We start from the raw sequence: 14,069 nt of genomic DNA, 5'->3' as shown, positions 1-14,069 counted from the left end.
ACGCTCCTGTGTCGCTCTAAGCGAAGCTATGCCGTAGGCTTTACGCTGACGCTCGTACCTCGCTACCGCTGACGCTCGAGGACTCGCTACCGCTTCGCTAACGCTAACGCTATCGAGGACTCGCTCTAAGCGAAGCTATGCCGCAGGCTTTACGCTACGAAGTGCGTAATTAAGTTTTGTAATGGGGATTTAGCGCAAAGTCACTCTTTGGGTTTCCTCCTCACTGACGGCAGTTGTTCATGGGGGAAACCACGCCACTTGCTTCAATCCGGGAAACCCGTCTAACGCAGTGGCTCCCCAAGATCACACTGCCTTAACTTTGTAAGACCCCAACACAAAACTTGTCGGTTATAGAACCGGGGGACTTAAACCCACGCAACTTGTTAAAAAATCAGGCAACACTCGCTAATATTCTCGCACAATTGACAATTTAACGATTTATGGCGCTAAAATGCCTTTTAGTTACAAATCCGCCGCTAAAATTGCTTTGGATTTACAAATTGACTTGCAAAACTAACCTGTATGAGCAATAAACCTCATCACCCCTGCATACCCATACCTCGTGAGCATAGTTTTTCAAACTTCGCATTTTTACCCATCCATATGGGGCAAATTTTATTACGAAAAAATAATATTACTTTGTTCCATGAATGTTATTGATAGATTTCTGTAAATACTGCTACCAAAGCCTTATTAATCTAAAGTAGTATAGCCCCTCAGACTAGATTTATAAAATCTGTACTTGTAAGCATACTCACACAACCTTTAACCAAATCATTGGTTGTTCATTTTCATGCTTAAGTCCTGACTTCTTGCAGAAGTTCAGAAAAGGGGAAATGAGGCATAATTTCTTTCACTCTCCTCAACCTTTGTCTTTTCGATTCTCTATTTATTACCAAATAATAATTATTATACATTCGGTAGGAACTGCTTATGTCAAAAACGCTGCTAATAAATAATTACTTACGAGCGACTCTATTAGCTTTAACAATTGGTTTTGTCGGCTGCGGAAGTCAGGCGGCAAACACTAAATTTACTCCAACCATTAGCAGAAATAATGAAAATTTACCTAGAGTTGTAGCAACTACAACTGTACTATGTGACTTAATCAAACAGGTGGCAGAAAATACAATTAACCTCACATGCTTGATTTCTCCTGATGCAGATCCCCACATTTATCAACCAAACCCAGAAGATCGCAAAGCCATTGAACAAGCTAACCTGATTTTATATAACGGCTATAATTTGGAACCAAGCTTGATCAAAACTATTAAAGCAACTAAAAACTCAGCACCAAAAATAGCAGTGAGTCAACTTGCAGTGTCTAAACCACAAAAATATCAAGAAAGTGGCAAAAGAATTACCGACCCTCATGTTTGGCATAATACTAAGAACACTATCAAGATGGTAGAAGTAATTAATAATAATTTGAGCAAGCTAGTACCTAGTAACGCTAAAACTTATAGCAATAATACTAAAAATCTTACCAATGAGTTGCTGCAATTAGATAGTTGGATCAAATCAAGAATTGCTAGTATTCCAGTCAAGCAACGTAAATTGGTGACAACTCATAACGCACTGAATTATTATGTCAAAGCCTATGGTCTTTCTTCTATAGGATCTTTAGAAGGAATCAGCACTGAAAAAAAACCAACACCTGCACGAGTGAAAAACTTAGTTGCAAATATTAAACGGTCTAAGGTGCGGATAATTTTTATAGAAAAGACAATTAATTCTAAGTTGATAGAGTCTGTTGCTAGTCAAACAAAAGTGAAAATATCAGAGAATGAATTGTACACCGATGGACTTGGTGAACCAGGAAGCAGTGGCGCAACCTATCAAAAAATGATGGCTGCTAATACACGCACAATTGTTGAAGCACTAGGAGGGACATACTTAATATTTGAAGTGAAGTCCCCTCAATAGACTCATATTTATAGAATTGTCAGTGAACACTACTCACAATATCAAAATTAAAGTTTGAGCGATCGCAACAAAGCATCTAACCCAAAAAAATCGCTTATTTTTAGCAATTAATGCTAAAATCAGTGTTTCTTCATATTTTCTTCATAAAATCTAAATAATATTAACATACTTTACTTTAACGTCAGCACTGTATATTTTCTCTAGGCACAAATTTCCAAATCTAATTTCTCGTAAAAGCGCTTATGGGGATAGTTTAGTTATTGGAAATTAGAAGTATAGAAAGCTAGTTTTTACTTCCAGTCATCCTAAACAAGCTAACCTTTTCCTCAAGGTTAAATCTAAGTAAAAGCTTGGTTAAAACAATCTCAAACTTAGTAATTAAATCTGAAATAGCAAGCATCTGGAAGTTATCTAAATACTGTAGTGAGGTGTGTTTTGTATTTTATTAGCTACACACTCTCAAGTTTAATTACGAATTACGTTAGCGCAGCGGTAGCGAGTCCGCGATAGCGTTAGCGACACAGGAGCGTCGCGTCATTACGAATTACGAATTACGAATTATTTAATGCTGCTTATACCAAGGCTAAACATAGCAGATTTCAGAAGTTTTTCTCTCTTGAGAATCAATTGTAAATCCACAAGGAGCTAACAACAAATGCCATCAGAAATCGACTCATATAAAGCCTATATTCCTGCGACATTATCCGCAGAAGAATTATCTCTTATCAATAATGTCATCGTTGGAACACCTCTAGATGATGTTCTTCATGGCACTTCCTTAAACGATATCATTATTGCTCTCGAAGGAGACGATCGCATCAAAGGCAGCTTTGGCAACGACATCCTTTTAGGAGGCACTGGAACCGATACAGCCGACTACAGCGCCTTGGGTCGTCCAATTACTTTAGAAGCTCGTGGCTTTGTTAATAAAGGCAAAGCCGGCACAGATCGAATCTTCGAGATTGAGACAATTATCGGAGCCACAGACCAACCCAACGTTATTGATGGTTCTACTGGTACGAGTACCACCACATCATTCGATGTCAACTTAGCAGCCAACAGCTTAGTTGTTAACGGCATTCCAGGGCTGGGCACATTGAAATTTACAGTTCAAAACTTTGTCAATGTGACTGGAACCTCACAAGACGACAGCATTACTGGCGACAGCAAAGACAACCTCCTCATTGGTGGCGGTGGCAACGACAAAATCTTCGGACTCAATGGAAATGACACCGTGCGCGGTGGTACTGGTGATGATGTAATTAGTGGAGGTCACGACGGCACACTATTTATCTCTCGCCTCCCGGATGGGAATGACATTTTAGAAGGTGGTAGTGGCTACGACATTCTTATCGGTGGTTCTGGCAATGATCTTTTGGATGGAGGCACCGAGGTAGACACAGCCGATTACAGTAGGTTGAGTAACGCCATCACTCTAGAAGCCGTAGGCGTCGTCAACAAAGGCAAAGCCGGTACAGATAAAATCCTCAACATTGAACAAATTATTGGGGCCAAAGCACAAGCCAATGCTATTGATGGTTCTACCGGCACGAGTACAACAACATCATTCGATGTCAACTTGGCAGCAAATAGTCTGATTGTTAACGGTATTCCAGGTCTTGGTTCAGTTAAATTTGCGGTTCAAAACTTTCTCAACGTCACTGGAACCTCACAAGCTGACAGTATTACTGGCAACAGCAGTGGTAATCTGCTCAAAGGTGGCAAAGGAAACGACCAACTCTCAGGTCTTGGCGGTACAGACACCATCATCGGAGTTGATCCTACAAGCGTGCAACCAGGCATCAAAGAGATAGATACCCTGTCTGGTGGTACTGAAGCAGACAAATTTGTACTTGGAGATGAGAAAAATCCTTACTATGTGGGAGGCGGAGGATTCTTTGGTTTAAACGACTTCGCCTTTGTCAAAGATTTCCAGACAGGTCAAGATAAAATTCAACTCAAAAAGCTAGAAAACTACATCTTTGGGAAAAACTATATTGCGATCGGCCCTCAATTTACAGCAACCACCGATACCATCAGCAAAGACTTCAATGATTCTCAGGTACAGGCAACCGTTGATGAGATTATCAAAAACAATGGTGTTGTGACAAAAACAACAGATAGTCTCGACTCCACTGCAATTTTTCCGCGTTTTGACATAGTCGGGATTTTTGCCAATAGCTATAGCTTTAGCGATATTCACTTTGTTTGATCATCTAGTGCTTGGGGAATGGGGAATTGGGAATTGGGAATGGGGAATTGTCATCTCCAGCAATGAATGTAGAGACGCGCCATGTCCAATGAATGTAGAGACGCGCCATGGCGCGTTTCTACAAGGGTTTCGGGTAACGCAGAATTAATTTCATTAGATATCTATATGGTTATTCCCCGCGTCCTTGCGTCCCCGCGTCTCCGCGTCCCCAGTCCCCAACCCCCAACCCCCTATCTCCCCGAACACTCAAACAAGTGTAGACACAACCTCTGAGATAATTCTTCGCACACTTTCACCCCTCGCACGCTATTACCACGGGCATCTAATGGTGGTGAAAACACACCAATGCCCATCTGATGGGGTACAACGGCGATAATTCCACCGCAAACGCCGCTTTTGGCAGGAACACCAATCTTATAAGCCCATTCACCTGCAAAGTTATACATCCCACAGGTGTACATGACGCTGAGTATATCTTTAATATAGTGACTGTCTACTGCCTGTTCTTTGGTGATGGGATTAGTACCTTTATTAGCTAAGGTGGCTGCCATCACTGCCAAGTCTCGACAATTCACCATCACAGCACACTGCTGAAAATAAAGATCTAAGGCTTCTTCAATATTTTTGTCAATCATCCCAAAGTTGAGCATCAGGTGCGCCATCGCGCGGTTGCGGTGTCCTGTGCTGCGTTCTGAGGTAAATACTGAAATATCCACAAATACGTCATGCCCAACGTATCGCCGAAACATATCTAACATCCGGTTGAGGCGTTCGGTTGCACCAGAACCTTTAATTAAACTAGTGGTAGCGATCGCCCCTGCATTTACCATGGGGTTATAAGGTCGTTTGGATTGCTCATCAAGGATAATGGCGTTGAATGCCTCTCCTGTTGGTTCCACCCCAACTTTGGTTAAAACGTAATCTCGCCCGTGATCCTCTAAGGCTAACCCATAAGCAAATACCTTAGATATTGATTGAATTGTAAAAAGTTGCTTATATTCCCCAACTTCGTAAACTTGACCATCTACAGTCACTATGCAGATGCTAAACAAATCAGGGTTTACCTTCGCCAGTTCTGGAATATAGTTCGCTACTACACCTGCTTGCAGCGATTTGTACTTGGAGTGCAATTCGTCAATCACAATTGCAAGTGGTGATGAAACTATTTCTAAATCTTCCGGATTTGCCATGAGGCTGACAGCTTAATATAAAAAATCATACTTGATCAACTACTGATATATACGAGGTTTGTTGTGTTTTTTAAGACATTGCAAAACTCGTTAATATATGCATGTGTAACTTTTTTAATTTTTTCATCATTTAATTTTTCAAAATTCTAGTCTGAGTAATGCTTGCTTTTTATACTCAGTATTACACCTTTAGTTAGTTACATATATAACTTATTTCCGTCTAGTGAAGGATGACGCGACTCATAGTTAATTTAGACAAAAAAATATAGTGAAAAAATTCATGAGTGGGAGTTGATTTTTACGATTATCTCATATGCAGATCCAGTAATCACTAAGGTTATCATCAAATATAAAGATTTTATGAATTATTGGATATTGAGCATTTATACTGTTGTATTTCACTCCAAATCCGATTAAGCATCTCTGATTATTTGCAATTGTTAAATGTTATTTAAGATACATATAAAATAACTGGTTCTTTAGCAGCAGCACATCAAGCTACATTGTTTGATCAAGCAACTAACATTAAGTTTTAATACAAAATTTTCTACTTCCCAAAAAAAACGTTACACAGCCAAAATCCTGATTTGAGAAAGGTTTTACCCTTGCGATCGCAACTTAAATTTGTGAGGGTTTCTCAAATTTACGCTAAAACCCTGATCCCCAAGCCAAAAAGTTCATGTTAGTCTGTTGCAGTTATAAATAACAAAGTGAAAGCGGAACGAGTTCGAGTTATTAGGGAGGAAGTCAGTCTCACTGGTGAAGTATCCCACGAATCATAAAAACTTACTGTTCTACAGTCGCTTTAAAATCGGACGCATGAATCAAAGACATTTGTGGACTATTGTCGCCCTGTCTCTAACTGTTTTGGGGACACCCTCAGTTGGTCGCACTCAAACCACCAACACAGAAGCATTAGCTTCTGGTAAGTCACCCACCACTGATGTGGTCAAGGTAGGAGAGTACCAATCTTCAACAGGGAAAACTGCCTCGGATGCTGTGATTACAGAAATCAAACCTCACAACATCAAAGGTCGTCAGGCGGCAATCCTTTTTATCAAAAGTATTCCAGTTCTCACTTTTTTGGGTTCTGTGCCAGAAGCAAGTACGGAAACTAATAAAGTTGGTGCTATTGGAGAAGCTCAGGGTGTACAATCGTACACCCTTAATTCTAGCAACTCAGCCAAGATAGCGAGTGTTGGAAACCTCAAGGGTGTTAGTAACCAGATTAGCTCGGTTGACAATGACCCGGTTCAAAGAGCTGGCAAAGTAGCAGCTAAAATCAACCAGATCAACCGGGAAAATGTAGACGCCAGTAAAATCACAGTCAGTTGGAAAGCAAGAGGCGGCTCAACTGCTAATCAAGCCCAAAACAAGGGTGCCTCTGATCAACAGCAGACAGGCGATCGCTATACAATCAAGATCAATGGCGATGAACTGGTGGAAATCAATGAAAATACACGACTAGCAGATTCCACCAAGGATCTCGCCCAAGATGCATTGCAAGCAACCAACCGGATGCGGAGACTCTTGGGTAATGCATCACCCTTAAGCGAGATTGCCAACTTGCCAGCACGCCCACGAATCTCGTTACCAAAACTGCCACAAGAAATTTCCATTGGCGGAGTCAAAATCTCTTTCAAAGGCATAGCTTCCTTCTACGGCTATGATGGCTCTGGCAATCGTACCGCCACCGGTGAGAGATTTAATCCAGAAGGTATGACCGCAGCTCACCGTAGCTTACCTTTTGGTACAAAAGTCCGTGTTACCAACACCCGCAACGGTCGTTCCGTAGTCGTGCGGATTAATGATCGAGGCCCATATATCCGGGGTCGCATCATTGATCTTTCTGCTGGTGCAGCTCGGCTTTTAGGAATGATGAGCAGTGGTGTAGCACCAGTGCGAATTGATGTCTTAGGAAGATAAAAAGACCAGAGACGAATAGCACGCTTGAAAACTCGAAAGTCAGAACTGGAAAACCCTTTTCTGACTCGTAATTCCCTATCACTGATAACTGTTTTAATTCCCCCTAGTTGAAGCATCTCTTCCCTCGATTTCAGATATAAACTAACGGGGGAGGGATCGAGAAAAACTAGGGGTATTTTGTGCGCCTGCTGACAACAGTCGCAGCTTTACGCTGCTATTTAAATAAACGCCGCTCACAACACAAGTCGATTACAGTTCCACAAGATTTGGTGCTGGATGAGATGAGTAGCTGGTACCAGACACCCATCGGTCTCGTACCAACAATGGGAGGGTTGCATCAAGGTCATTTAAGCTTGATTCAACGAGCAAGGCAAGAAAATTCCATTGTGATTGTAAGTATTTTTGTTAATCCCCTGCAATTTTCTCCCAACGAGGATTATCAACACTACCCCCGCACTTTAGAATTAGACCAACAACTTTGCGAACAAGCAGGGGTGGATGCAATTTTTGCGCCTACTCCGGAAGAAATGGGAGTACCGCAGAAGAATATACAAGAATCTCAGGTTACACAAGTTATCCCCCCATCTGCTATGATAACAGGCTTGTGTGGTCGTTCTCGGTTGGGTCACTTTCAAGGTGTGGCGACGATCGTCACCAAGCTTTTCAACTTGGTACAGCCTGATAGGGCCTACTTTGGTCAAAAGGACGCTCAGCAACTGGCAATTATTAAACAGTTAGTAGCTGATTTAAACTCGTCAGTAGAGATTGTTGCTTGTCCAACGATACGGGAAGCATCGGGTCTAGCCCTAAGTTCCCGCAATCAATATTTGACTGCAACCGAAAAAGAGCAAGCATCTGTTTTGTATCGCGGCTTGCAACTAGCCGAGGTAGCGTTTCGTGCTGGGGAACGCAACAGCAACAAGCTAATAGCATTGGTGCAGCAACAACTGACTATGGTCAGCAGCGTTTTAGTGGAATATATTGAATTGGTTGAACCGACTACGTTGATGTTATTAGAAAGAATTGAGGAGGAAGGAATGCTGGCGATCGCAGCTCGGCTTGGTACTACACGTTTGATTGATAATACCATCTTGCGCGATCGCCAACCCATCATCGCCATTGATGGGCCTGCCGGGGCGGGAAAATCCACGGTGGCGCGTCAAGTGGCGTCAGACCTGGGATTAGTATATTTAGATACGGGAGCTATGTATCGTGCTGTGACTTGGCTAGTGCTGCAAAAGAACATTGCAATTGACGATGAGTGTGCGATCGCTGAATTAGCCCATCAGTGTATGATCGAACTCACTCCCAGTCAAGATATACAATCTCCTGTGCAGGTTTGGATTAACGGTATTAATGTTACTATGCAAATTCGCACGATTGAGGTAACATCGAAAGTATCCGCAATCGCCGCACAAAGCGCTGTCCGCAAAGCCCTTGTCAAACAACAGCAAAGCATTGGTAAACGTGGTGGTTTAGTCGCTGAAGGACGAGACGTTGGTACTCATGTGTTTCCCGACGCCGAAGTAAAAATCTTTTTAACCGCCTCTGTAAGCGAACGCGCCCGCCGACGTCAACAAGACTTCAACAAACAAGGTCAACCCCAAATTAGTTTAGAACAGCTCGAACGCGACATTGCCGAACGCGATCGCAAAGATAGCACTCGTCAAGTTTCTCCTTTGCAAAAAGCAGTAGATGCGATCGAAATTCAAACAGATGGTTTAAATGCATCTGAAGTCACAGCACAGATCGTCAAATATTATCAGCAACGCTTATCTGATTGGTAATCACTGCCATTCTCTATTAATTTTCTATATCAATATCATGGTGAGTAATTAATTACTCACCATTTTTAATATTTGTTGTAAATATTAAATTAAATTTACTCAGTAAGTCTGAGCATTGCTTAAAATTTAACTCTTCTAGCTTGGGATTGAAATTTAATGACTTTTAATACTTCTCAAGATAGAAGTTTTAAATGTACAAAATAAGCTACATAAAATACTAAAAATCAAAAGCAAGATATTAACGAATTCTCATATCCTATTTTTATAAACCAACTTTAGTTGCATGTCACCTTTAAAGCCCCATTAATGATCAGGGATTAAGGGAGGTATATAAGCAATTAAAAATAGACAAATCCAGTATTAGTAAGCATTCTGCCTATTGACTGGATATAAACCCAATCAAGGGGAATTAACTAAAGCTTGATAAATCGAGGGCTTGAGAGTTCGAGAGCGCCATCTTGCCAAATACCGAAATTGCAATCTGCCATGAATTATGAGCCATTTTTATTTATAGAGCGAAAACTTCAGAATTTGACTTATTGAAAAAGTACTTTGTCTTCATCTTCACTTTGGTAGTAGAATGACGATGTTAAGTTTTATGTCCCAAAATTAAGGACACAAAACTGCAAAACACAAAAGCTGTAATTTCCTAAGTTGCTGTCATAGCTTTAATCTGGAAAACGGTAAAGAGAGGATTTCACAAAATGGCATTTGTACAGCCCCCCCTACCCTTCGACTTTAATGCTCTAGAGCCGTATGGCATGAAAGGCGAGACCTTCGAGTATCACTACGGCAAGCATCACAAAGCTTATGTAGACAACCTGAACAAGCTGACTGAAGGTACAGAACTTGCTGATAAGTCGCTCGAAGAAGTGATCAAAACCTCCTTCAAAGACTCCTCTAAAGTTGGCATCTTCAACAACGCTGCTCAAGTTTGGAACCACACCTTCTTCTGGAATTCCTTAAAACCAGCTGGCGGTGGTACACCCACAGGTGAACTCGCAGCCAAGATTGACAAAAATTTTGGTGGCTTCGACAAATTCAAAGAAGAGTTCTCCAACGCTGCGGCTACCCAGTTTGGTAGCGGTTGGGCTTGGCTGATTGATGATGGTGGCACTTTAAAAGTGATTAAAACACCAAATGCAGAAAACCCTCTAGCTTATGGTCAAAAAGCACTCCTAACTCTAGATGTTTGGGAACACGCTTATTACATTGACTACAAAAATGCTCGTCCTGCCTTCATCAAGAATTTTCTAGAGCAGTTAGTTAACTGGGACTTCGCTGCTGAAAATTTAGCTCAAGCTTAATCTAAAAATGGCTTTTGCTATTCGCACTAAGCAAGCCCTAATTAATTAACAATTAAACCTCTAGAATCCTAATATCTAGAGGTATTTTTTATTTAATCAGCAAATATAGCGATTCCCTGTTAAGTGAGGTATTGACCAACTTTTTTAAACGCAGAGGAAAGCGCAGCGAAAAGTTCTGTTCGCGTAGCAAGATCCCCATAGGGGTACGCTCAATGCTCGATACTCTGAGAAGACGAGGGTTGAGCGGAGTCGAAACCCGGCAATCGAGGTGAGGTTTAATTTAGTCCTTCTATTTAAGTACCTCACTAAACTAGGAAATACTATATATTTAGGTGTTTTTCTGCTTATCTAGCTTCTCTTGAATCGCTTCTCTACAAAATTCGGGAGGATTGTCTTGTGCTTTGACCTCTTCTTCCATTTCTTTAGTAACACGGATAGTCAGTCTTCCTTCTAAGGGTTTTTCTCTGTCAGACTTGATAGGTTCAAAATTTTGAGGATTCCCTTTAGGGTTTGGCATTGTTGAGAAAAGTAAATATAAGTTGATTCTTTGGTTGACAAAAGAATAGATTTTTAAAATCGGTAGGTATGTAAGCCTGACAAACTTGTTACCTACCGATACCACTTTTACAAGAGGTAACTATATTGTATGTTCACTCGTTCTGAACTTGAAGTGTTGACCACTGCTCAGCTGAAAATCTTGTGTGCTAGGTACGGTATTAAACCAACTGGCAATCCAGGGTATAAAACAAGCCATATCGTCTCGTTAATGGCATTCCCTCAGCTGGCATTGCAACAGATGAGACAAGATAACGGATTAAAGATACTTGGGTTTACTGTTATCCAAACGTTGACAGGCATTGTGGATGAAATAAATTCACCCACTGATGAGCAAGCAGCGTTGATTAGGATATCCCTTGAAGGCAGGAGGATGAATTATCCAGATAGATATGACCAAGAAAAACTGTTAGCACTATACGCGGCTAAAGTGAAACTTGAGCAAGTGATAGAGCTATTGGGAACGTAAACCTAACCTTAAATCTCTGCTAACTCTCTTCATGTACATGAAGAGAGTTTTTCAACGTCTGTATTTTGCTCAGTTATTGCCGAAACGCTGCAAAAGCGTGTCTGTTGTCTGTCATATTAAAAAAGAGATATTAAAACCAAGATATCAAAATACTGTGGATAGCAAAGAACTAGCGCAATACCTCGAAGCAACCAATAGCATCTCTAAACCATGGCTATTGGTACAACTGCGCCTCAAAAAACTACAAGAACGTCGAGATTCACTTTCAGACGACGCCTACAACAGTGAATTAGACGATATTTTCCAAGACTTGATGAAGTTGGGCGAATGGTGGCACGGTATTGAAGATGAGGTATTCTAATACAGCAGGGAACACTTCGACTACGCTCAGTGCATCGCAGGGAACAGGGATGAAAGCCTCTTGTGTAGGGCTTTAGTCTAGAGTAATCAATCTTGACAAATGACCAATGACCAATAACCAATGACTAACGCCCATGGATTATCGAGATGCAGGAGTTGATGTTGAGGCTGGTCGAGCCTTTGTAGACCAAATTCGGAATTTGGTTCACAGTACCTTTAGACCAGAGGTAATTGGTGGCTTGGGTGGCTTTGGTGGGTGCTTTCAACTACCGGGAGGTTTCAAGGAACCAGTATTGGTTTCCGGCACGGATGGTGTGGGTACGAAGTTGAAAATTGCTCATATCATTAACCGCCATGACACTGTTGGCATTGATTTAGTAGCAATGTGTGTTAACGATGTGTTGACATCGGGTGCAGAACCACTATTTTTTTTAGATTATGTAGCCACAGGTAAGCTAGACAAAAAGCAGTTAACTCAGGTAGTAGCGGGTATCGCCTCTGGATGTAAACAGGCAGGTTGCGCTCTATTAGGAGGAGAAACGGCAGAAATGCCCGGTTTTTACCAGGTGGGTGAGTATGACTTGGCTGGGTTTTGTGTCGGAATTGTAGAAAAAAGCCGGATGTTAAATGGTTCCCAGGTACAGATGGGAGATGTGGCGATCGCTCTGGCTAGTTCTGGTGTACACAGCAATGGTCTAAGCTTAGTAAGGAAGATTATTAGCGATCGCTCTTTTGCTTGGAGCGATTCTCCACAATTGTTAGGCGGTGAAACTCTCCAAGAAGCTTTCCTCAAACCGACACGGATTTACGTCAAACCCGTTTTAGCCGCGCTACAAGCAGGATTGGAAATTCACGGTATGGCTCACATCACCGGTGGTGGATTACCAGAAAATTTACCTAGATGCTTAGGCAAAGGTCAAGCAATTAAAATTAACCCCAATAGCTGGACTATTCCCCCTGTATTCCAGTGGTTAACCCAAGCAGGAGCAGTCAGTCCACAAGCCATGTACAATACATTCAATATGGGGATTGGGTTTGTAGTTTTAGTACCACCCCAACAAGTAAACCAGACGATTAGCCACTTTCAATCACAGAATATCCCTGCTGATACAATTGGCGAAGTTATTGCAGGTGATGGTACACTAGTAGGACTGCTTAGATAAAACAAATTTTTTATACAGCATTTATCAATCAGTAAAAGCTTAGTCAAGTGTTTGATTGCAGCAAAACCTACTATTGCTAAGCTACTTACCATAAATGCTCAACAGTACTGGCGTCAACAACCATGTAATATTTCGTGCTTGATCTGATATCAGCAATCGAAAATCCTCATTACCATCTGCGTTGAGATTTGCTAACGTAGTCTTAACATATCGAAAAATTTGACTAGTCAAGTTGAGAAAGTAGCTATTAATACTAATTTATAGTACTGGCAGTTTCTCATCTGTGAGGTGTGACGTGTTGGAGTGTTAAGAATAACGTATTTTTGTTCAGAGGGGTTATGGCTGTAAATTTTGCCAGGGCTACTGCTTCCACAAAACTTTTGAAGCAAGTATTTGAGAATATTGATGCACAGAGTTGTCCGAAGTTATTTAACTTTCATATGCATACTGTCTACTCGGATGGCAGGTTGCAACCGAGTGGTTTAATGGAACAAGCGATCGCCATTGGACTCAAAGGACTAGCCATTACCGATCACCATAGTATTGATGGGTATCAAATAGCACAAGCTTGGTTAGAAGACTGGAAGTGGAACAATCCTGGGCAAAGCACTCCCTATCTATGGAGTGGTGCAGAAATTAATGCCAACCTTTTAGACATAGAAGTTCACATTTTGGCATACGCTTTTAATATAGAACACCCCAGTATGAAACCTTATCTCCAAAGAAGGGCTACTACAGGCAAAGAATATGAAGCGCATAACGTGATTGCTGCAATTCATCAAGCTGAGGGATTGGCAGTACTGGCTCATCCAGCAAGATACAGGCGATCGCATTTTGACTTAATTCCCGCAGCAGCTCAAAAAGGTATCGATGGCGTTGAGACTTTCTACGCTTACAATAATCCTAACCCTTGGCAACCCAGCGCCACAGAATCACAACAAGTACAAAAATTAGCTAGTGAATATTTCCTTTTCAATACCTGTGGTACTGATACTCACGGTTTAAGTTTGCTACAACGGTTATAAAGGTGAGCTAACGTGCGTCTAGGTTACACATGCTTTGGTTAAGACTGTCATTAGATGAACAACCAAAAAGCGAGGTCACATGTACCTCGCTTTTTGATTAGACTTCTTGCAAAAATACTTGAACCGTCAGAGACTCAAGTCTCTGCCTA

At 41.4% G+C, this 14,069-nt stretch carries 12 protein-coding genes; 9 read left to right on the top strand and 3 right to left on the bottom strand.

Annotated features, from left to right (window positions below; translation table 11 throughout):
• Nucleotides 1-933 precede the first annotated feature (933 nt).
• Together AC5JMF_RS22985 and AC5JMF_RS22980 are read left to right on the top strand one after the other, a co-directional pair.
• Nucleotides 934-1,926, top strand: a complete 993-nt coding sequence (locus AC5JMF_RS22985) for a metal ABC transporter solute-binding protein, Zn/Mn family (RefSeq protein WP_495798018.1) — start codon at nucleotides 934-936, stop codon at nucleotides 1,924-1,926.
• 655 nt (nucleotides 1,927-2,581) lie between these two features.
• Nucleotides 2,582-4,138, top strand: a complete 1,557-nt coding sequence (locus AC5JMF_RS22980; RefSeq protein WP_495798017.1) for a calcium-binding protein — start codon at nucleotides 2,582-2,584, stop codon at nucleotides 4,136-4,138.
• Between the two features lie 230 nt (nucleotides 4,139-4,368).
• On the opposite strand, the gene glsA is transcribed toward AC5JMF_RS22980, so the two are convergent.
• The gene (gene glsA / locus AC5JMF_RS22975; protein WP_495798016.1) at nucleotides 4,369-5,328 is read right to left on the bottom strand and encodes a glutaminase A; all 960 of its coding nucleotides are present in this window, start codon (nucleotides 5,326-5,328) and stop codon (nucleotides 4,369-4,371) included.
• A gap of 819 nt (nucleotides 5,329-6,147) precedes the next feature.
• Here glsA and AC5JMF_RS22970 point away from each other — a divergent pair.
• The 3 genes from AC5JMF_RS22970 (at nucleotide 6,148) to sodB (ending at nucleotide 10,348) form a co-directional block, all read left to right on the top strand.
• Nucleotides 6,148-7,254, top strand: coding sequence for a septal ring lytic transglycosylase RlpA family protein (locus tag AC5JMF_RS22970; protein WP_495798015.1), 1,107 nt, complete (start codon nucleotides 6,148-6,150; stop codon nucleotides 7,252-7,254).
• Between the two features lie 179 nt (nucleotides 7,255-7,433).
• On the top strand, nucleotides 7,434-9,041 hold the full coding sequence (locus AC5JMF_RS22965; RefSeq protein WP_495798014.1) for a bifunctional pantoate--beta-alanine ligase/(d)CMP kinase: 1,608 nt from the start codon (nucleotides 7,434-7,436) through the stop codon (nucleotides 9,039-9,041).
• A gap of 704 nt (nucleotides 9,042-9,745) precedes the next feature.
• Nucleotides 9,746-10,348: a superoxide dismutase [Fe] gene (gene sodB, locus AC5JMF_RS22960; RefSeq protein ID WP_495798013.1), complete on the top strand. Its 603-nt coding sequence runs from the start codon at nucleotides 9,746-9,748 to the stop codon at nucleotides 10,346-10,348.
• 328 nt (nucleotides 10,349-10,676) lie between these two features.
• Here sodB and AC5JMF_RS22955 read toward each other — a convergent pair whose 3' ends face one another.
• Nucleotides 10,677-10,865: a hypothetical protein gene (locus AC5JMF_RS22955; RefSeq protein ID WP_495798012.1), complete on the bottom strand. Its 189-nt coding sequence runs from the start codon at nucleotides 10,863-10,865 to the stop codon at nucleotides 10,677-10,679.
• Between the two features lie 129 nt (nucleotides 10,866-10,994).
• Between AC5JMF_RS22955 and AC5JMF_RS22950 the strand changes: the two genes are divergently transcribed.
• The 3 genes from AC5JMF_RS22950 (at nucleotide 10,995) to purM (ending at nucleotide 12,895) form a co-directional block, all read left to right on the top strand.
• On the top strand, nucleotides 10,995-11,372 hold the full coding sequence (locus AC5JMF_RS22950; protein ID WP_495798011.1) for a hypothetical protein: 378 nt from the start codon (nucleotides 10,995-10,997) through the stop codon (nucleotides 11,370-11,372).
• A gap of 154 nt (nucleotides 11,373-11,526) precedes the next feature.
• Nucleotides 11,527-11,733, top strand: a complete 207-nt coding sequence (locus AC5JMF_RS22945) for a hypothetical protein (protein WP_495798019.1) — start codon at nucleotides 11,527-11,529, stop codon at nucleotides 11,731-11,733.
• A gap of 133 nt (nucleotides 11,734-11,866) precedes the next feature.
• Nucleotides 11,867-12,895: a phosphoribosylformylglycinamidine cyclo-ligase gene (gene purM, locus AC5JMF_RS22940; protein WP_495798010.1), complete on the top strand. Its 1,029-nt coding sequence runs from the start codon at nucleotides 11,867-11,869 to the stop codon at nucleotides 12,893-12,895.
• Nucleotides 12,896-12,976: 81 nt separating this feature from the next.
• Here purM and AC5JMF_RS22935 read toward each other — a convergent pair whose 3' ends face one another.
• The gene (locus AC5JMF_RS22935; protein ID WP_495798009.1) at nucleotides 12,977-13,126 is read right to left on the bottom strand and encodes a hypothetical protein; all 150 of its coding nucleotides are present in this window, start codon (nucleotides 13,124-13,126) and stop codon (nucleotides 12,977-12,979) included.
• Nucleotides 13,127-13,233: 107 nt separating this feature from the next.
• Between AC5JMF_RS22935 and AC5JMF_RS22930 the strand changes: the two genes are divergently transcribed.
• Nucleotides 13,234-13,920, top strand: coding sequence for a PHP domain-containing protein (locus AC5JMF_RS22930; protein ID WP_495798008.1), 687 nt, complete (start codon nucleotides 13,234-13,236; stop codon nucleotides 13,918-13,920).
• Nucleotides 13,921-14,069 lie beyond the last annotated feature (149 nt).

The sequence above is a fragment of the Desmonostoc vinosum genome, from assembly GCF_059505385.1.
The sequence above is the reverse complement of the archived record's forward strand: the minus strand, read 5'-3'. Positions and strand labels throughout refer to the sequence as shown.

Excerpts from the sequence above, each read along its gene's own strand:
- AC5JMF_RS22985 (WP_495798018.1), top strand. The coding sequence starts at position 934 with ATGTCAAAAACGCTGCTAATAAATAATTACTTACGAGCGACTCTATTA.
- AC5JMF_RS22980 (WP_495798017.1), top strand. The coding sequence starts at position 2,582 with ATGCCATCAGAAATCGACTCATATAAAGCCTATATTCCTGCGACATTA.
- glsA (WP_495798016.1), bottom strand. The coding sequence starts at position 5,328 with ATGGCAAATCCGGAAGATTTAGAAATAGTTTCATCACCACTTGCAATT.
- AC5JMF_RS22970 (WP_495798015.1), top strand. The coding sequence starts at position 6,148 with ATGAATCAAAGACATTTGTGGACTATTGTCGCCCTGTCTCTAACTGTT.
- sodB (WP_495798013.1), top strand. The coding sequence starts at position 9,746 with ATGGCATTTGTACAGCCCCCCCTACCCTTCGACTTTAATGCTCTAGAG.
- AC5JMF_RS22955 (WP_495798012.1), bottom strand. The coding sequence starts at position 10,865 with ATGCCAAACCCTAAAGGGAATCCTCAAAATTTTGAACCTATCAAGTCT.
- AC5JMF_RS22950 (WP_495798011.1), top strand. The coding sequence starts at position 10,995 with ATGTTCACTCGTTCTGAACTTGAAGTGTTGACCACTGCTCAGCTGAAA.
- purM (WP_495798010.1), top strand. The coding sequence starts at position 11,867 with ATGGATTATCGAGATGCAGGAGTTGATGTTGAGGCTGGTCGAGCCTTT.
- AC5JMF_RS22930 (WP_495798008.1), top strand. The coding sequence starts at position 13,234 with ATGGCTGTAAATTTTGCCAGGGCTACTGCTTCCACAAAACTTTTGAAG.